Source organism: Pseudomonas sp. A-B-19, assembly GCF_019947515.1.
Taxonomy (GTDB): domain Bacteria; phylum Pseudomonadota; class Gammaproteobacteria; order Pseudomonadales; family Pseudomonadaceae; genus Aquipseudomonas.
The window spans coordinates 26,778-44,573 of sequence record NZ_JAGYGN010000014.1 but is presented as its reverse complement, the minus strand read 5'-3'; the positions used below and the strand labels follow the sequence as shown (position 1 = coordinate 44,573).

At 60.4% G+C, this 17,796-nt stretch carries 16 protein-coding genes; 10 read left to right on the top strand and 6 right to left on the bottom strand.

Translation table 11 applies throughout. The features are described from left to right. Positions 1 to 66: 66 nt before the first annotated feature. Both KGA81_RS16925 and KGA81_RS16920 read right to left on the bottom strand, forming a co-directional pair. The gene (locus KGA81_RS16925) at positions 67 to 1,395 is read right to left on the bottom strand and encodes a sensor histidine kinase (RefSeq protein ID WP_223547323.1); all 1,329 of its coding nucleotides are present in this window, start codon (positions 1,393 to 1,395) and stop codon (positions 67 to 69) included. Further along, entirely contained in the window at positions 1,392 to 2,051 is a 660-nt protein-coding gene (locus KGA81_RS16920; protein ID WP_223547322.1) for a response regulator transcription factor, read from the bottom strand. The genes KGA81_RS16925 and KGA81_RS16920 overlap by 4 nt, the downstream gene beginning before the upstream one ends. A 132-nt stretch (positions 2,052 to 2,183) precedes the next feature. On the opposite strand from KGA81_RS16920, the gene KGA81_RS16915 reads away from it, so the two are divergent. From KGA81_RS16915 to KGA81_RS16890, 6 genes are all read left to right on the top strand, one after another. After that, positions 2,184 to 2,507: a PepSY domain-containing protein gene (locus tag KGA81_RS16915; protein WP_223547321.1), complete on the top strand. Its 324-nt coding sequence runs from the start codon at positions 2,184 to 2,186 to the stop codon at positions 2,505 to 2,507. A gap of 92 nt (positions 2,508 to 2,599) precedes the next feature. Continuing rightward, positions 2,600 to 3,070, top strand: coding sequence for a DUF2271 domain-containing protein (locus KGA81_RS16910; protein ID WP_223547320.1), 471 nt, complete (start codon positions 2,600 to 2,602; stop codon positions 3,068 to 3,070). Positions 3,071 to 3,095: 25 nt separating this feature from the next. Then, a complete protein-coding gene (locus KGA81_RS16905) occupies positions 3,096 to 5,276 on the top strand; it encodes a PepSY domain-containing protein (protein WP_223547319.1) in 2,181 nt (726 codons plus the stop codon). After that, positions 5,266 to 6,231 carry an FAD:protein FMN transferase gene (locus tag KGA81_RS16900; protein ID WP_223547419.1) on the top strand — a complete coding sequence of 322 codons (966 nt, stop codon included), beginning with the start codon at positions 5,266 to 5,268 and terminating at the stop codon, positions 6,229 to 6,231. The genes KGA81_RS16905 and KGA81_RS16900 overlap by 11 nt, the downstream gene beginning before the upstream one ends. A 69-nt stretch (positions 6,232 to 6,300) precedes the next feature. Continuing rightward, positions 6,301 to 7,002, top strand: a complete 702-nt coding sequence (locus tag KGA81_RS16895; protein WP_223547318.1) for a VIT family protein — start codon at positions 6,301 to 6,303, stop codon at positions 7,000 to 7,002. Between the two features lie 285 nt (positions 7,003 to 7,287). Continuing rightward, on the top strand, positions 7,288 to 7,938 hold the full coding sequence (locus tag KGA81_RS16890) for a TetR/AcrR family transcriptional regulator (RefSeq protein ID WP_223547317.1): 651 nt from the start codon (positions 7,288 to 7,290) through the stop codon (positions 7,936 to 7,938). A gap of 8 nt (positions 7,939 to 7,946) precedes the next feature. Here KGA81_RS16890 and KGA81_RS16885 read toward each other — a convergent pair whose 3' ends face one another. The 4 genes from KGA81_RS16885 to KGA81_RS16870 form a co-directional block, all read right to left on the bottom strand. Further along, positions 7,947 to 11,516, bottom strand: a complete 3,570-nt coding sequence (locus KGA81_RS16885) for a molybdopterin cofactor-binding domain-containing protein (protein WP_223547316.1) — start codon at positions 11,514 to 11,516, stop codon at positions 7,947 to 7,949. Positions 11,517 to 11,530: 14 nt separating this feature from the next. After that, complete coding sequence (locus tag KGA81_RS16880) at positions 11,531 to 12,019, bottom strand: (2Fe-2S)-binding protein (protein WP_223547315.1); 489 nt, start codon at positions 12,017 to 12,019, stop codon at positions 11,531 to 11,533. A 256-nt stretch (positions 12,020 to 12,275) separates the two neighbouring features. Then, positions 12,276 to 12,740 (bottom strand): MarR family winged helix-turn-helix transcriptional regulator, encoded by a 465-nt coding sequence (locus KGA81_RS16875; protein ID WP_411736564.1) that lies wholly within the window; start codon positions 12,738 to 12,740, stop codon positions 12,276 to 12,278. Between the two features lie 106 nt (positions 12,741 to 12,846). Beyond that, on the bottom strand, positions 12,847 to 13,899 hold the full coding sequence (locus KGA81_RS16870; protein ID WP_223547314.1) for a 2,5-dihydroxypyridine 5,6-dioxygenase: 1,053 nt from the start codon (positions 13,897 to 13,899) through the stop codon (positions 12,847 to 12,849). Between the two features lie 345 nt (positions 13,900 to 14,244). On the opposite strand from KGA81_RS16870, the gene KGA81_RS16865 reads away from it, so the two are divergent. The 4 genes from KGA81_RS16865 to KGA81_RS16850 are packed head-to-tail and all read left to right on the top strand — an operon-like array spanning position 14,245 to position 17,636. Next, positions 14,245 to 15,393 (top strand): FAD-dependent monooxygenase, encoded by a 1,149-nt coding sequence (locus tag KGA81_RS16865; protein ID WP_150727182.1) that lies wholly within the window; start codon positions 14,245 to 14,247, stop codon positions 15,391 to 15,393. Beyond that, positions 15,390 to 16,208, top strand: coding sequence for an alpha/beta fold hydrolase (locus KGA81_RS16860; protein ID WP_223547313.1), 819 nt, complete (start codon positions 15,390 to 15,392; stop codon positions 16,206 to 16,208). Before KGA81_RS16865 ends, KGA81_RS16860 begins: the two co-directional genes overlap by 4 nt. 30 nt (positions 16,209 to 16,238) lie before the next feature. Then, positions 16,239 to 16,994, top strand: a complete 756-nt coding sequence (locus KGA81_RS16855) for an Asp/Glu racemase (protein WP_411736563.1) — start codon at positions 16,239 to 16,241, stop codon at positions 16,992 to 16,994. Between the two features lie 9 nt (positions 16,995 to 17,003). Continuing rightward, entirely contained in the window at positions 17,004 to 17,636 is a 633-nt protein-coding gene (locus KGA81_RS16850) for an N-carbamoylsarcosine amidohydrolase (RefSeq protein ID WP_150727180.1), read from the top strand. The last annotated feature ends 160 nt before the right edge of the window (positions 17,637 to 17,796 follow it).

Genomic DNA, 17,796 nt, shown 5'->3' with positions numbered 1-17,796 from the left:
ACTTTCGTTCGTTATTCTCGACGCTGAGAAAGAGCCAAGTAGTGGAGCCTGGCGACCTGATTGGAACTAGGCAAGCGGTAACCAGATGCAGACTTCGAATCCCTCCTGTCGACCTGTTGCAGGGGAAACCAATTTCATTCTCGCGTTGACCCCTTGCACGATGGTTTTAGTAATCGCCAACCCCAACCCTGAACCACTGATTTCACTTTGACCACGCACAAAGCGCTCTGTCAGGTGCTGCAATACCGACTGCGGCACCGTCGGGCCGCTATTGACCACCCGTAAATGTGCCTGTTCGGTGAGGCTGACTTCGATCGGTTGATCCACTGCGCCGTACTTCAGCGCATTCTCGATCAGGTTGCGCAACAGGATGCCAAAGGCGTCCGGATCAATGGTCGAGTACACGCTGGCCTGGTTTGGCAGCTGCAACTCAATGCGCCGACCGCTGCGTTGGTTCCACTCGTCCACCCCATGCGCCAGCAACGGAATCAGGTCCTGAGGCGTTTCGGACAACAGCCCGCCGCCCTCGGCCTTTGCCAGTTGCATGAGCTTTTCTGACAGCCGCGCGAGATCGCGCAAGGCGTTTTCGATCTTCGCCGCACGCACTCGCAACGGACCTTCGGGCGCCTCGTTGTGTAACCGCTGAACCTGCGCCAGGGTCGCGGCCAGTGGCGTGCGCAGTTCATGAGCGCTGTTGGCGGTGAAGCTACGTTCGGCCTCAAGTGCCTTGCGCAAGCGCTTCAGTAGGTGGTTGACCGCGTCGGCCAACGGATCGATTTCTGCCGGAAGACGTGCCACCTTGATCGGCGACAGATCACCCGCTCCCCGGGTCTCTACGGCACGACCGTAAGCCAACACGCTGCGCAGGCTGATACGCACGAACAACCAAGTGCCCAACAGGCTGATGGGAATCAGCGCCAACAACGGCAACAACAAGGCAAACAAGGCTTCCCGCGCAGCTTCTCGGCGATGATCCAGTGGCTCGGCGATTTCGATGAACAGCGTCTCGCGCAACGCACTGGCACCATACAAGCGGTACTTTTCAGAGGTGGAAAAACCTTCGGTTGGTCGTTGATTGAAGATCTTCGGGTTGGCGTCGTGGGACTGCATCAGGATCTTGCTTTTGGCATCGCGCACCAAGTACGTCAGGTACTCTTTGTGCATTTTCAGGGTAGCTACGTGTTGTGCCTCACGGGGCTCTTCCCGGTTGCTGATTTCCAATATGGCCAGAGGCAGGATGCGTTGTGCAGTCTCTTCCAGTGCACTGTCGAACGCCTCGTTCAACTCATGTTGCACCACCAGCCAGGCGCCGACCGTCGCCCCCAGCCACAGCAAGGTCATGCCCAGGGTCAATCCCAGGCCGAGACGTTTTTGCAGGCTTGAAGCCGGCTTCATGCGGACATCAACCGGTAACCCATGCCGCGCACGGTTTCAATCAGGTCACGTCCCAGTTTTTTACGCAGGCGACTGATGTAGACCTCAATGGTGTTGCTCTCGATTTCGGCGCCGAAGGCATACAACCGTTCTTCGAGTTGCGACTTCGACAGCAGTGCGCCGGGACGCTGTACAAACGCTTCGAACAGCGCCCACTCGCGGGCCGTCAGGTCCACGGTGGCGCCGGCACGCTGTACCGTGCGAGCGCTCATGTCGACCCGCAAATCACCGAGTTTGATCTGCGGATTGGGGTTGCCGCTATAGCGCCGGGCCACCGCTGCCACACGGGCCGAGAGCTCAAACAGGTCGAACGGTTTGACCAGGTAGTCGTCGGCGCCAGCGTTGAGGCCAGCGATGCGTTCGGAAATCTGATCCTGGGCGGTCAGGATAATCACCGGTGTCACGTCCCCTGCCGAGCGTTGCTGACGCAAAAAGTCCAGCCCGCGACCGTCCGGGAGCATCAGGTCCAGCAGGATCAGGTCGTAAGGCGTGGTGCGGACGCTGTTGCGCGCGTGGTCCAGGCGCTGCACCCAATCGACGGCGTGGCCGTCATCGGCAATCTGCTCGCGCACCGCTTCCCCCAAGCCTGGAGCGTCCTCGACCAATAAAACCCGCATCTGGAACCTCCTGTGATGGTTGTCGTGCAGCACCTTAATCGCCTTACCTGACGTGAATCTGAAGATTCAGCTGGTTGTCAGGAATGCATCTTAGGGTATGCCACAGACGCCGACCTCGGCAGGAGACAGATCATGAAATCAGGTTTTATTGTCAATGCCACGCTGTTGAGCCTGCTGCTCAGCGGTTACGCCCTGGCCGGTGACGACTGCAGCGACCCGGTGAGCGACTGGCAACCGCGCGAAACCTTGCGCCAGCAGGTAGAGCGGCAATACGGCTGGAGCGTGCAGCACATCAAAGTCGATGACGGTTGTTACGAGCTCAAGGGCCTGGACCGCAAAGGCAATGCCATCGAAGCCAGCTACTCACCGGCATCGCTGCGCCTGCACACACTCGAGATCCATTTCCGCGACGACGACGATGCCAGGGATTACCTCGGCAGCCCGCTCGCCGAATGACACCTCACCTGTCGATGAGTTTTTCCTGCGCTTCAGGTTGCTGTCAGCAAGCAGGTCCAGGCTCTCGATCTAACGATCAAAAGGACGCCTTCATGAACAAGATCATCGCAGCAACCTGTCTCGTCGGTGCCATTGCCCTGCCGGGGCTGGCCCAGGCCCGTGAAGTGACCTTGACCACGCAGCTCAAGGACTACAGCGGCAATGATGCCTACCTGGCGATCTACGTCACCGACACCAATGGCCAATACCAGAAAACCCTCTGGGTGGCCGGCAAGAAGGCCAAATATTACAAACACCTGGGCGACTGGGCCCGTGGCAGCGGGATGAACCCGAGCGAGTTTGACGGGGTCAGCGGCGCCAGTGTCGGCAGTGGGCGCACGCTCAAAGTCAGCGTCGAACTGGCAGACACCCTGATTGATGCCGGGTATCAGATCCGCATCGACAGCGCCGTCGAGGACAAACGTGACGCCCGCGGCGATGTCAGCGTACCCCTGACGTCCAGGGACTCAGGCAAGCCGGCGACCGGCAGTGCCTACGTCGACTCCTTTACTTACGATCTGTAGCACCCGCCATCTCTGGAGGCTGAACATGCTTCGTCAGTTCCATTCCCTTCCTGGCCTGATCGCCGCCCTGTTGGTCATGGTGTTAGCCGTCAGCGGCGCGATCCTGTCTGTGGACCCGGCGCTGGAACGCCTGCACAGCACGTCCACTTCTGCCGGACAACTCAACGTCGGCCAACTGGCCGGACGCGTTGCCAGCCACTTTCCGGGCGTGGAGCAGATCCAGCGCTCAGCGTCCGGCACGGTGATCGTCTACTACAACCAGAACGGCCAGGCCGGGGCGGAAAAAGTCGACCCACTGACCGGCCAAGGCCTCGCCCCTTACGAGCCATCCGCGTTCTCCCGCTGGATGAAAGGCCTGCACCGCTCGCTGTTCCTTGGCACGCCGGGCCATGGGGTATCAGGGGTCGGCGCGCTGTTCATGCTGATGCTGTCGGTGTCCGGCGCACTATTGCTGGCTCGGCGCCTGGGTGGCTGGCGCAACCTGCTGCGGCCACTGCGGGGCACCTTCAGCCAGCGCTGGCATGCTGAAGTCGGGCGACTGGCATCGCTCGGGCTGCTGCTGTCGGCATTGAGCGGGCTCTACATGTGCGCCACCACCTTTGGTTTTATCGCCGACGGCAGTCAGAGAGAACCCGCCTTCCCCGCCCACGTCAGCGCCGGCCCGGCCTTGCCGGTGGCGAAGCTGCAAGCCTTGCAGGCCACCGACCTGAACGACCTGCGCGAGCTGGTCTACCCCAGTCCCGGTAACCCGAAGAACGTGTTTTCCCTGCGCACGGCCCAGGGCGACGGCTACGTGGATCAGGCCAGCGGCGCCTTGTTGTCCTATCAAGTCCACGACTCGATGCACAACCTCTACGAATGGATCTATCAGCTGCACACCGGCGAAGGCCTCTGGTGGCTGGGCCTGACGCTTGGGCTCTGCGCCCTCTGCGTGCCGTTGATGAGCGTGACCGGCATCCTGTTGTGGTGGCGCCGCCGCAAGGCTGGCCCGAACATCCGCCACAATAGCCCTGCCCACTCCGCCGACAGCGTGATTCTGGTGGGCAGTGAACACAACAGCACCTGGGGTTTTGCCAAAACCTTGCACGACGCCTTGCACCAGAGTGGCCATCAGGTGCACAGCGCGGCGATGAATGAATGGGTGGGCGATTACCGCAATGCCCAACGGGTGTTCATCCTCACCGCGACCCACGGTGACGGCGATGCGCCGGCCTCGGCTTCGCAGTTCCTGGCGCGGCTGGCCAAAACCGGCCTCAAGCCCGGCCTGCCCTTTGCGGTGCTGGGCCTGGGCGAGCGCCAGTTTGCGCAGTTCTGTCAGTACGCTCATCAAGTGCAGGACGCAATGTTGCAGGCCGGTGGCTCGCCATTGCTGAAGCTGGAAACCGTCAACCGCCAGTCCCCTCAGGAGTTTGCGCGCTGGGGCCACGCGTTGGGCGACGTGTTGGGGCAGGAGCTGGCGCTGGTTCACACCCCGCAGCAGCCGCGTACCCATCAATTGGAGCTGACAGAGCGGATTGCCTATGGCGAACAGGTGAATGCACCGACCCACGTCCTGCGCTTCAAAGCCTGCGGCGAACTGCCGGGCTTTCTGGCCGGCGACCTGGTCGGGATTCTGCCCCCGGGCAGCCCGATACCGCGCTTCTACTCGCTGGCCAGCGGTTTCCAGGACGGCGTGCTGGAGATCTGTGTGCGTAAACACAACGGTGGCATGTGCTCGGAATTCCTTCATGGCCTGAACATCGGCGCGCAGATCGAAGCCTTCATCCAGCCCAATCCGCAATTTCGTCCGGCATCGGGCACACACCCGGTGATCCTGATCGGCGCCGGTACCGGCATCGGTCCTCTGGCCGGTTTTATCCGCAACAACAAGGCCCGACACCCGATGCACTTGTATTGGGGCGGGCGCAACCCGGCCTCGGACTTTCTCTACGAACCGGAGCTCAACCAATACTTGTCAGACCGCCGCCTCACCGCATTGCGCGCCGCCTTCTCTCAGGTTCAGGACCGCTGCTACGTGCAAGACCGGCTGATCAGCGATGCCCTGGCCTTGCGCCGGCTGATGGAAAAAGGTGCCCAGGTGCTGGTGTGTGGCAGTCGCGAAATGGCCAAAGGCGTGATGCAGGCCCTTGATGAAGTGTTGGCGCCTCTCAACCTGAGTGTGCTGACCCTCAAGGCACAAGGACGCTACCGTGAAGATGTCTACTGAGTTGCAGCGCTATAGCCTGAACGGCGAAACCATGGGCACCCGCTACACCGCCCTGTTTTATGCCGGGGCCGGGATCGATACCGACGAAGTTGGCCAGCGCCTGGCCTGCGCCGTGGCCCGGGTGGACCAGCAAATGTCCACCTGGAAACCCGACTCGGACCTCAACCGCCTCAATGCCGCCCCCGAGCAGGAATGGGTGTCGGTGCCCAAGGAACTGGCCACGGTGCTGTCTGCTGCATTGCGCGTCAGTCTGCAATCCGGCGGCGCCTTCGACATCGCTGTCGGTGACCTGGTGAACGCCTGGGGCTTCGGCCCAGGGGAGCAGACGGTCACAGAGCAGGCGATCGGCACGATTGCGCCACGCACCCGGCTGTTAGCCAGCGCCGCATTGGTGATTGAGCCGCAACGCAATCAGGTGCACAAGCGCGTGCCGCTGAACCTTGATTTGAGTGGCATCGCCAAAGGTTTTGGCGTGGATGAACTGGCCCGTTGCCTGGAGGGTTTGGGCATCACCCGCTACCTGGTCGGTATCGATGGCGAGATGCGCGCCCGGGGCGTCAAACCTGACGGCCAGTGCTGGGCTGTGGCCCTGGAAAAGCCCAACCGGGGCGTGCGTGAAGTCATGGGCGTGATGGAACTCAGCGATGCCGCAATCGCGACCTCCGGGGACTATCGACACTGGGTCGACGTGGCCGGTCAGTCCTATGCTCACACCATGAACCCGGCCACCGGCTCGCCGCTGTGCAACCCGCTCGCCGCCGTCACCGTGGTGGCGGCCTCGTGCATGCTCGCCGATGCCTGGGCCACGGCGCTAATGGTCCTGGGCGAAACCGAGGGCCCACGTCTGGCTCAGGAGCGCGGGATGGACGCGTTGTTCGTGCTGCGCGCGGGTGAACAATTCAAAGAAATATCCATTGTCGGCGGCCAGTTGCAGGCGCAAATTGAAACCCGCTGACGCCGATTGCCGGCCCGCTCGGAACCCGTCCGATGTGAACCGCCTGATGACAGGGAGTCCCGTTAAACAATGAAATTCATGCACAGGCATACCGAGGCACACAGAAGCGATCGTATCGGCTGGCTGCGCGCCGCTGTCCTGGGTGCCAACGATGGGATTGTCTCTACCGCCAGCCTGCTGATCGGCGTCGCTGCCGCCAACGCCAGCCATGCCACGTTGCTGATCACCGCAATGGCGGGACTGATGGCCGGGGCCATGTCCATGGCCGCTGGCGAGTACATTTCCGTACACTCCCAGGCCGATACCGAGCGGGCCGATCTGTCCCGCGAACGGGCAGAACTGACAAGCGACCCGAAAGCCGAACACCTTGAGCTTGCGAATATCTATATGCATCGCGGCGTGTCACCTGAACTGGCGCATCAGGTGGCCGATCAATTGATGGCCCACGACGCGCTGGGCTCTCACGCCCGGGACGAACTGGGCATCAGCGCCACCCTCACCGCCAAACCCTTGCAGGCCGCCCTGGCCTCGGCCGCCAGTTTTGTGGTGGGCGCCGCATTGCCTCTAGCGGTGACGCTTGTTGCACCGGAGCACAGCGTGGTGCCCTGGATATCGGGCATGTCATTGGTGTTTCTCGGGATGTTGGGTGCCATTGCTGCCAGGGCCGGCGGGGCCAAGGTCATGACCGGAGCCTGGCGGGTGACCCTCTGGGGTGCGCTGGCCATGGGCATCACAGCGCTGGTGGGATCGCTGTTCGGAGCGGTGGTTTAGTAAGGCGTACGCTCTCGAAACGCAAACGGGGGGCTCGGAGGTTGTTGGTTCTTGCCGCCACTGCGCTCATTGAAGTAGGCCGTGATCTCGCCAACAATGGCCAAGGCCACGCTCGCCAGGGTATCGCCCCTCAAATCCAACCCAATCGGATAATGAAACCCGGGGCGCCCAAAGAAACCCTTTGGCCGGAGTGCCCAGTTCAGAGATCGGTGGCGCACGACCACGCAATGGCATGTCATTTACTGGCCATGAATATCGCTACGCATAATCGTCAAGGGCAACAGCGTGAACAAAAAAACCGGTATCAGAGCCCAGCAGGCCGACCAGACCAAGGCTCGTATTCTCAAGGCCGCGGTCAAGGTCTTCACCCGTGATGGTTATGCGGGCGGGCGGATCGAACAGATTTCCAGTGAAGCCGAGTCCAATGACCGGATGATCTATTACTATTTCGGCAGCAAGGAAAACCTCTTTGTACGGGTGCTTGAGCACACTTATGAAGCATTCAACCAGGCCGAAAGCATGCTACGCCCGGACCTTTCGAACCCCGTGCAGGCCCTGCGTGATCGGGTAGCATTCGTCTGGCATTACTACGTAAAGCATCCGGAATTCGTCGCTATCCTCAATATCGAAAACCTGCACGAGGGCACGCACGCCAGGCAGTCCAGTGAGCTTCGTCGCTTGTCCGGCACCACGCTGGGCGTGATCACACCGATCATCGAAGCGGGTCAGCGACAAGGGGTGTTTCGCCAGGACATCGACATCAATCACGTCTACTTGATGATCGCCTCACTCTGCTACTTCTATAACTCCAACCGGCACACCCTCACCTCATTTCTGGGTCAAGACCTGGCGGATCAAGGCCAGCAGCAGGACTGGCTGGCGTTCATCAGCGATCTGGTGGTGCGCAGCGTGCTGACACTGCCTGCGTCTCAGTGACTCTCTGATCAATGAGTTCCGGGATTGGCCCGCAAGTGCGCGACCTTCTGCTCCAGCCCTTGCCACGCAGGTTCAGCTGAGGCGAAGCGATTGCGCAGATAGGCCGTCAGTTCGGCGATCTGCCTGTTGGACAGGCTGTCCTTGAAGCCTGGCATATAACCAAGGTCCGGCGTCGCCGGGTTGGAGATGCCTTGCAAAATGACCTTCAGCAGGTTGTCTGGCAGCGTACTGTGAAGGTTGGTATTAGGCGCCAACGAGGGACTGACACCAAACAGTTTCGGCCCAAGACCATCGGCGTGACAGCCTTGGCAGGAACCTTCAAACACCCGCCGACCATTGCTCAACGACACCTCTGTGATGCTGGGTTGCGCTACGGTTTGTGTGCTTGAGCGAGCCTGTGCTTGCGCCGTGCCATCGAGCGACGCGAGGTACACCGCCATCGCCCGTATGTCTGCTTTGGGCAGCTTCGCCAATTCACTCACCACTGGCCCCATGGGTCCCGCCGCGACACCGTGGGCATCGGAATAACCACTGCTCAGGTAGGTGAACAATTGATCTTCAGTCCACGGCGTAGGCGACCTGGATAAGCCATTGAGCGCAGGAGTTTCCCAGCCATCGACCATGCCGCCCGCCAGGAAATTTTTACCGCCCTTCTCCGCCCCCATCAGGTTGCGCGGTGAATGACAGGCCGCGCAGTGACCCAGCCCATTGACCAGGTAGGCGCCGCGATTCCACTGCTCGCTGCGTTGCGGCTGCACCTGGATTTCACCCTTGCGCAGGAACAACGCGTTCCAACCCGCCATCAGCGGCCGCATATTGAATGGGAACTGCATATCGTTGACCTTGGCTGGCTGGCTCACCGGGATCTGTGACATCAGGTACGCGTACAGCGCCTGCATATCGGCGTCGTTGATATTTCGGAAAGCAGTGTAAGGAAATGCCGGATACAGATTCTTGCCATCGCGACTGATGCCATCGCGCATGGCCCGCTCGAACGCGGGATAGGACCAACTGCCAATCCCGGTTGTCGGGTCAGGTGTGATGTTGCTGCTGTACAGCGTTCCGAAAGGCGTCTGCATGGCCAACCCGCCCGCATTGGTCGCGCCGCCTGGCGCTGTGTGGCACACCGCGCAATCGCCGACTGCCGCCAGCAAACGCCCTCGCTCCAGTGTTGCCGCAGACCAGGTGCCCGCGCTGGGTGGCGTGATCGGTGCGATTTCCGCACGCCAGGGCAAAGCCGTGGCAGCCACGCCAAGTAGCGCGCCGAACGCTGCGAACAATGAGCCAAACAACCATTTCGAGCGCTTGGCCTTTGGCGAATCAGGGGGATTGGCATTCGCTTCGTCCGCCGAGCCTTTGAGCGCGGCCAGCACACGCTCAGCGGTGATCGGTAGTTCACGAAAGCGAATCCCGGTGGCGTCGTAAATCGCATTGGCTATCGCTGCCGCGCTCGGCACTGCCGCCGACTCACCCGCCCCCATGGGTGCTTCGTTCTGGCGCGGCATCATCAGCACATCGATTTGCGGCACCTGGGGGAATGTCAGGATCGGGTAACCGCCCCATTCCTTGCTGGCAACGGCGGACTCTTCAAAGGTCACACGCTCCTTGAGCACGCGACTGGTGGACTGAATCACATTGCCGTGAATCTGATGCTGCACGCCGGCCGGGTTGATCATCATGCCGGCGTCATGACCGATCACGACCCGGGTAACTGACACTTCGCCGCTGCGCTTGTCCACCGCCACGTCCGCGACCCACGCAGCCCACGCAGCGCCAAAACCTGGAAATTTGCTGTGAATGTAACGGGCATAGGCAAAACCACGGCCGCGCAGGATGTTGTCTTGTTCCGGGATTTGCATCGGCTGCGTACGCGGCGTCCATTCGGCGCGGGCAGCCGTGGCCTTGACCAGATCCGAGGCGCGCTCATCATTCAGATAACGCAAACGGTACTCGACGGGGTCGACACCCACGGCAAAGGCCAATTCATCGATATACGACTCATGGGCGAACGTATTGGGCAGCGCCGACACGCCGCGCATCCACGAAGCCCGGACAATGGGTGCCATGTCATTTACGCTCACGCGCATGTGTTCAAAATCATACGGAGGGATCGAAGTGCGGTCGCCCATTTCGAACATCGCCGCTACCGGTTCGACACGCCCTGTCAGCAGCAGTGCCAGGGTCGGTGCACCATTGGACGGGTAGCTGGTCTGGAAATCGTAACCGGCCACACCACCATCGGCATTGATGCCGCCATCGACTTCCATCAGTTGCGCCGTGCCCTTGGGTTCCCAGACATGCTCCTGCTCGCGGGTCAGTTGCACCCGTACCGGCAGGCCGACGGCTCGGGACAGCAACACCGCATCGGCGCACACGTCGTCGGCGCAATTACGCCCGTAACAACCTGCCGCCTCCATGCGGATGATCTCGATCCGCTCTTCCGGATACTCCAGCAGCCATGCCAGGTCAGCGCGCAGCAAGTGCGGGTTTTGCGTGCCGGACCAGACGCGAATGCCGCCCTCTTGATAGTCCGCCAGCCCGCAGGAAGGACCGATGGAGGCGTGAAGCTGATACGGCCACAGGTAGGTGCGGGCCATGCGCTCGCTGGCCTGCTCCAAGGCTTGATCAACATTGCCCTTGTCCAGCACGACGCGCTGCACCCTGGGGTTGTCGCGAATGGCCTGCGCGATGTCATCCATGTTCGGCAATTTGTGGTTCCAGGCTTTCCAGGTGACCTTCAGTGCCTGGGCGGCTTTCGCGGCCTGCTCTTCACGCAGGGCGACCACGCCGACAAAATCGCGAATCACCACCACCCGGACGATGCCGGGAATGTGCGCGATGGAGGACTCGTCCACCTCCAGCAGGCTGTTACCGACGAAATCACCGCTGTCGAGCCCGGCGTAAGGTGGGCGAATCACCCGGCCATGCAGCATGTCCGGCAGCCGCATGTCATGCACGTAGGTCAGCTCACCGGTGGCTTTGCCCGGAATGTCCACCCGCGCTGCGCCCTTGCCCACCAGCCGATAATCTTCCAGACGCTTGAGCGGCGCATCGCCGGAAATCGTCAACTGGTCACGCTCGCCCTCCACCAGTTCGGCAAACGTGAGCTGACGACCGTCTTCGCTGCTGACTACCCCGCTGTTTATCCGTAAGGTGTCAGCTGCAACGGCAAAACACCGGGCCGCCCGTGCCAGCAAAAATCGCCGGGCTTCAGCCGCGGCGTTACGCAAGGGGATGGCCGAAATCTGGATGGTCGCACTGGCGATGGTTGCGCCCTGGTTCGGCGCGCTGTCGGTATCGCCAAGGACCATACAGACTTGATCAAGCGCCAGGTCCAGCTCTTCAGCGACGATTTGTGCCAGCGAAGTACGGATACCGGTGCCCAGGTCCACGTGGCCGTTGAACCCATAGACCTTGCCGTCGTCGTTGACCGCAATGAACAACGCCAGCTCCTGGGGTTTGATCACGGGTACACCACCTTTGGCGACGGGGCCGGACGGTGGCTGGATCTGATCGACGATCAACAAGACGCCGGACTTGGCCAACAGCTGAGCACGGGTGAGCGTTGCATGGGTCATGGTCATCAATCCGTTCAAGACTTTTGACGGGCGGCACGCAGTACCGCACGAAGAATTTCGATATGGGTGCCACAGCGGCAGAGATTGGCCGACAGTTCGTTGCGAATCTGTGCCTCGCTGGGGTGCGGGGTGCGATCGAGCAGGGCCTTGGCGGTCATGATCATGCCGTTCATGCAGTAGCCACACTGCGCCGCCTGCTCCTCAATGAAGGCCTGCTGCACCGGGTGCGGATGCTCTCGGCTGCCAATGCCTTCGAGGGTGGTGATTTCCCGACCCTCGGCGCCGGACAACGGGAACACACAAGCCCGCGCCGCAACACCATCGATGATCACCGTGCAGGCGCCGCACTCGCCCAGGCCACAACCGTATTTCGGGCCGTTGAGCTGTAAATCATTGCGCAGCACCAGCAACAGCGGCGTGTCAGCCATGGCACAGACCGTAGTGGTCTGGCCATTGACGTGAAGCGTCACGGTCTTTTCCGGCGCCAGTGCTTGCTCACTCATGTCGCACTCTCCAGGTGTTACCGCTCGCTCTCTTGATGAGGTGCGGCTTTTTATTAAGTAATCACTACATGAAAAAGGCGTGACCGGTACCACATGCGCAGGCTGCACAGATCCTGCGCAGTGCCATGCGGGTTCTAGAGCTCGATGAGGGGGATGGCTACCCGACTCCTCACGTTACCCCTGACTACAATTTTTAATGAAGTATCCACTTCATGAATCAGACGCAAAAAGAATGCCAGGGGCGGTTTCTTACTCGTCAATCGTCGGCGTCATCGATCATCTTGCGCAGCAGATACAGGATCGCGACGCGCTCGGCCGGGTTGAGGTTACCCATGGTCAGTTCGCTGACGCGGGCAGCATGAGGCACGGTGTCACGCACTAATTGATGGCCACTGTCGGACAGGCCAACGATGACTTTGCGCCGATCCTGGGGGTCTGGTTCCAGGGTGATCAGGTCGCGCGCCTTGAGCCGCTCGACGATGCCTCGAATGGTTGCCTGGTCCACCGCAGTGGCCTTGACCAGCTCGGTCAATGAGCTAGGTCCGGCATCACGCACGGCGCACAGCGTGATGAACTGCACAGCGGTCAGCTGCGAATCGTCGACGTTCTGCTGAAAGATCGCCATGTTGCGCTGGTAAGCCTTGCGCAGCAAATGACCGACCTGCTCGGAAAAGGCATAGGGAACGGTTGTCTGTGGGGTGTTGTCTGTCGTATCCGGCACGGCGGGCTCTATCAAAAAAAAGTGAGTGGCGTTTACATTAACCTGCGAGGGGGATCAAGGTAACTCAATCGTGGTGAGTCACTGTCCCGTACCCCCCTCTTTTATATCACTGCGCGATAGAGGCCTGCGGCGCTACCACATCACCGCCCAGGACCACCGCCTGATCATCTAGGTAGATATCGCAATGGCGTAGCGGGATGTCCAGGTGGCACGGGGTTTTTCGGGTACCGCCCACCTCGGTATTGGGCCCGGTGGAGAACAGGAAGTTTCCATAAAACGCCCGGGCATCCATGCACATGCCGTCGTTTTTGTCATGCAAGCCCATGGCGGTCCACTGCGCACGCGGCTGCAAACCCCACCCGATATGGGAAATGCCGTACACCTCGGGGTCGTTGAAGTACTTCATGTAATCGCGCAGGTATTCGGCCTCGAAGCCACCATGGATCGAGGTAATGAAACCCTTTTCGATTTCCAGGGTGATCTTCTCTCGCGAGTAATTCTTGAACGGCAACAGGATATCGCCGACGTCGATCACCAGTACGCCCTCGGCGGTTTCCTCGTTTGGCCAGGAGAATAGAAAACCGCTGGGCCAGTGATCCCAACGCCCCGGCTCATCGGCAAAACCGTACTCGGTGACCGCAGGGTATTGCCCGAGCAATGCCTTGAAATCACTGCCGGCCCTGGACTTCACGTGGATCGAGCGCGCCTGCTTCAGCAGCTTCTCGGCCGCCATCACCCGCTCTTTGTCCGCCAGCGTAGGCAGCATCCGCGCCAGCACTTCCGGTGGTTCGACCGCCAGCAGTATGCGCGTCCCGGTCTTGAGGATCTGCTCCTGCTCCGGCGAGTGCAGCAACATCATGGTGTCGACCACGAGGTCCGCCGCTTCCAGCGCCCGTTGCGCGGCGATATTGCCGGTCAGCGCGGTGTCGCCGCAGTAAGCGGTCATGTCATTGCCCATGGCCATAGGGTGATTGAATGACGGCAACTCGACCGCGTAGACCTTGGCCCCAAGACGCTGTGCGGCGTCCATGGCCGCCCGCACGGTACGCGAGTCGGAGTAGTGGCTTTTCAGTACCGCGACGCTTTGAGTCGAGTCCACTTTCGACAGTTTCAACACGTGTTCAAACATCTGGGTCAGTTCGCAATCGCTTACCGGCATTTTTTGTCTTCCTCTTAACCTGTTGAGTTCGTTCGACGCCTCGCACCCTGTGCACCAAAGCAAGGCAGCGGGCTTGGCAACTGCACGAATTTGAAGTGTATACGCTATTTAATGACAATAGCACAGCAAATTAACGAACGTCTCAAGAGAAGGAATGAAACGTTACAAAGCGACACACCACCACTATTTATTGGTTACTACGCGTTACGCGCATCGTTTATCGTTGATTTTTTATTTTTCAATCGGCCTCTTCCATTCGAAAAACAATAGCGTATACACTCCAATTCGCGGCGAGACGACAACCCGATCTCACCAGCCAAATATTCAAATCGAAGGAAAAGCCCCATGCGAAACAAACAAAAAATCGCAATCGTCGGCGCCGGTCTAGGTGGCGCTGCTGCTGCCACGCTGTTGCAGAAAGCCGGGTTCGAGGTCGATGTTTATGAACAGGCGCCAGAGTTTTCCCGTATTGGTGCGGGTATCCACATGGGCCCCAACATCATGAAAATCTTCCGCCGCATGGGCATTGAACAGAAGCTGAGCGACATGGGTTCGCACCCCGACTTCTGGTTCAGCCGCGACGGTGCCAGCGGTGACTATCTGTCCCGCATCCCCCTGGGTGAATTCGCTCGCAAGGAATACGGCGCGGCTTACATCACCGTGCACCGCGGGGACCTGCATGCACTGCAAATGTCGACCATTGCGCCGGGCACTGTGCACTTCAACAAGCGCCTGACCGGGATCGAGGAAACCGATGAACTGGTGCGCCTGCACTTCGGCGACGGCAGCACCACAGAGGTGGATATTGTCATCGGTGCCGATGGCATCAACTCCAGAATTCGCGAAGAGTTGCTCGGCGCGGAAAGACCGCTGTACAGCGGCTGGGTTGCCCACCGCGCCTTGATTCGCGGCGAGGTGCTGGCCAAGTACAACATGGACTTTGAAAACTGCGTGAAGTGGTGGAGCGAAGATCGTCACATGATGGTCTACCACACCACCAGCAAGCGCGATGAGTACTACTACGTCACCGGCGTACCGCACCCGGCCTGGGACTTCCAGGGCAGCTTTGTCGATAGCAGCCGCGACGAAATGTACGACGCATTCCAGGGCTATCACCCCACCGTTCAAGCGTTGATCGAATCCAGTGAAAGCGTGACCAAATGGCCGCTGCTCAATCGCAACCCGCTGCCGCTCTGGAGCCGAGGACGGATGGTGTTGCTGGGTGATGCCTGCCACCCGATGAAACCGCACATGGCGCAAGGCGCGGGCATGGCTATCGAAGATGCCGCCATGTTGACCCGCTGCCTGCAGGAAACCGGGCTCACCGATTACCGAACCGCGTTCAAGCTATACGAAGCCAACCGCAAGGACCGCGCCTCGCGAGTACAGGCGGTGTCCAATGCCAACACCTGGCTGCGCACACAGGAAGATCCGGCCTGGGTCTACGGTTATGACCTCTACGGCCACCCACTGAAATCGGAAGTGGCCGCATGAGCACCTTCATTCAGGGCGGCAACGTTCAAGCCAATGGTATCCGCCAGCACTACCTGCGTTACGGCGGTCAGGGCAGCACCGGCAAACCGATAGTGTTGCTGATTCCCGGCATCACCAGCCCGGCGATCACCTGGGGGTTTGTCGCCGAGCGCCTGGGCCAGTATTTCGATACCTACGTACTCGACGCTCGTGGCCGCGGCCTGTCCTCCACCGGACCGGAACTGGATTACGGCACCGACGCCTGCGCCGATGACATCGGCGCATTCGCCAAGGCCATGGGCATCAATGCCTATCACCTGATGGGCCACTCCATGGGCGCGCGCTTTGCCGTGCGTAGCGCCGTACGCAATCCAGAAGGCCTGCAAAGCCTGGTACTGATCGATCCACCCGTCTCCGGCCCCGGCCGGAGCGCGTACCCGAGCAAGCTGTCGTGGTACGTGGACTCGATCCGCCAATCACTGAGCGGGATGGACGCCAACGCCATGCGCGCCTTCTGCCCGACCTGGACCGAGGAGCAACTGCAAGTCCGCGCCGAGTGGCTGCACACCTGCTACGCACCTGCCATCGTCCGCGCCTTCAACGATTTCCATGACGTGGACTTTCATCAGGATCTGCCGCACCTGCCTGTCCCTGCCCTGCTGATCGTTGCCGGTCGCGGCGGCGTAATCCAGGCCGGGGACGAAGCGGAAATTCGCGACCTGCAACCCGCGATCCAGATTGCTCACGTTGAAAACGCCGGGCACATGATTCCGTGGGATGACCTCGAAGGTTTTTTCGCGGCTTTCGGCGATTTCCTCGGCCAACCCCTGACCTGAATTCAACGCACGTTGCAAAGGAGATAGCTTGTGATCAAGCCTTATCGTATCGGCCAGATTGTGCCGAGCTCCAACACCACCATGGAAACCGAGATCCCGGCGATGCTGGCAGCACGCCAATTGATCCGCCCCGAACGTTTCACCTTTCACTCCAGCCGCATGCGCATGAAGCAGGTGCGCAAGGAAGAGCTGGCGGCGATGGATGGCGAATCCGATCGCTGCGCGGTCGAGCTGTCTGACGCCAAGGTCGACGTGCTGGGTTATGCCTGCCTGGTGGCAATCATGGCCATGGGCCTGGGCTACCATCGCCAGTCCGAGAAACGCCTGCGCCAGGCCACCGCCGACAACGACGGTAACGCACCGGTCATCACCAGTGCTGGCGCCTTGATCGATGGCTTGAAAGTAATGGGCGCCAAACGCATTGCCATTGTCGCGCCGTACATGAAGCCGCTGACCGAGCTGGTGGTGGATTACATTCGCGAAGAAGGTTTCGAGGTGGTGGACTGGCGCGCCCTGGAAATTCCCGACAACCTGGCCGTCGCCCGCCACGACCCGGCCAACCTGCCCGCCATTGTGCGCGACATGAACCTTGAAGGCGTGGATGTGATCGTCCTGTCGGCCTGCGTGCAGATGCAATCGCTGGGAGTGGTCTCACAAGTCGAGGCCGAAACCGGCAAACCGGTACTCACCGCCGCCATCGCCACCACCTACGCCATGCTCAAGGCACTGGACCTGGAGCCTATCGTTCCGGGTGCTGGCGCGCTGCTGTCCGGTGCTTATAAATAGGAGCCTGTCATGAGCCAAGAACAAAGTGCCGACGCCAACTATCAGGGCGTGTGGGGCCAGCGCATCGGCTTTGGCAATAAGCCTGCGCTGTTGATGATCGATTTCATGCAGGGCTATACCCAAGAAGGCGCACCGCTGTACGCGCCAGGCGTGGTCAGCGCTGTAGCCGAGAGCGTCGAACTATTGGCCTGCGCCCGCCAGCATGAAATCCTGGTAGTGCATACAAACATTCGCTACCACCCAGGGCATTTTGCCGACGGCGGCATGTGGGTCAAAAAAGCACCCGTCATGAAAGACATGGTCGAGGGCAACCCACTGGCTGCTTTCTGCGAGCCAGTGCTGCCCAACCCCGATGAAGTGGTACTCAGCAAGCAGTACGCCAGCTCGTTTTTCGGTACCAGCCTGGCGTCGATGTTGCGCGCCCAAGGCATCGACACAGTGGTACTGGCCGGCTGCTCGACCAGTGGCTGTATTCGTGCGACCGCGGTGGATGCCGTGCAGCACGGATTCCGGACCATCGTTGTTCGCGAATGCGTCGGCGATCGACACCCCGCACCACACGAAGCCAACCTGTTCGACATTGATAGCAAATATGGCGACGTGGTGAGTAAACAGGAGGCCATGACGCAGTTCAGAAAATGAGAGGGCCATTGGTTTTCCCGGGCTAATACAGTGCCCTCCCGGGCAAGCCTGCAACCTCTACAGATTCACGGTTTTACCGAATAACCGGCAGAAATGGATATCTGCCGTAGAACCAGGCCGTAGAGCACTGGTCGCCAAATACTGAGCAAGGGTCGACATC

Coding starts and splice junctions, on each gene's coding strand:
- KGA81_RS16925 (WP_223547323.1), bottom strand. CDS start 1,395: ATGAAGCCGGCTTCAAGCCTGCAAAAACGTCTCGGCCTGGGATTGACC.
- KGA81_RS16920 (WP_223547322.1), bottom strand. CDS start 2,051: ATGCGGGTTTTATTGGTCGAGGACGCTCCAGGCTTGGGGGAAGCGGTG.
- KGA81_RS16915 (WP_223547321.1), top strand. CDS start 2,184: ATGAAATCAGGTTTTATTGTCAATGCCACGCTGTTGAGCCTGCTGCTC.
- KGA81_RS16910 (WP_223547320.1), top strand. CDS start 2,600: ATGAACAAGATCATCGCAGCAACCTGTCTCGTCGGTGCCATTGCCCTG.
- KGA81_RS16905 (WP_223547319.1), top strand. CDS start 3,096: ATGCTTCGTCAGTTCCATTCCCTTCCTGGCCTGATCGCCGCCCTGTTG.
- KGA81_RS16900 (WP_223547419.1), top strand. CDS start 5,266: ATGTCTACTGAGTTGCAGCGCTATAGCCTGAACGGCGAAACCATGGGC.
- KGA81_RS16895 (WP_223547318.1), top strand. CDS start 6,301: ATGAAATTCATGCACAGGCATACCGAGGCACACAGAAGCGATCGTATC.
- KGA81_RS16885 (WP_223547316.1), bottom strand. CDS start 11,516: ATGACCCATGCAACGCTCACCCGTGCTCAGCTGTTGGCCAAGTCCGGC.
- KGA81_RS16880 (WP_223547315.1), bottom strand. CDS start 12,019: ATGAGTGAGCAAGCACTGGCGCCGGAAAAGACCGTGACGCTTCACGTC.
- KGA81_RS16870 (WP_223547314.1), bottom strand. CDS start 13,899: ATGCCGGTAAGCGATTGCGAACTGACCCAGATGTTTGAACACGTGTTG.
- KGA81_RS16865 (WP_150727182.1), top strand. CDS start 14,245: ATGCGAAACAAACAAAAAATCGCAATCGTCGGCGCCGGTCTAGGTGGC.
- KGA81_RS16860 (WP_223547313.1), top strand. CDS start 15,390: ATGAGCACCTTCATTCAGGGCGGCAACGTTCAAGCCAATGGTATCCGC.
- KGA81_RS16850 (WP_150727180.1), top strand. CDS start 17,004: ATGAGCCAAGAACAAAGTGCCGACGCCAACTATCAGGGCGTGTGGGGC.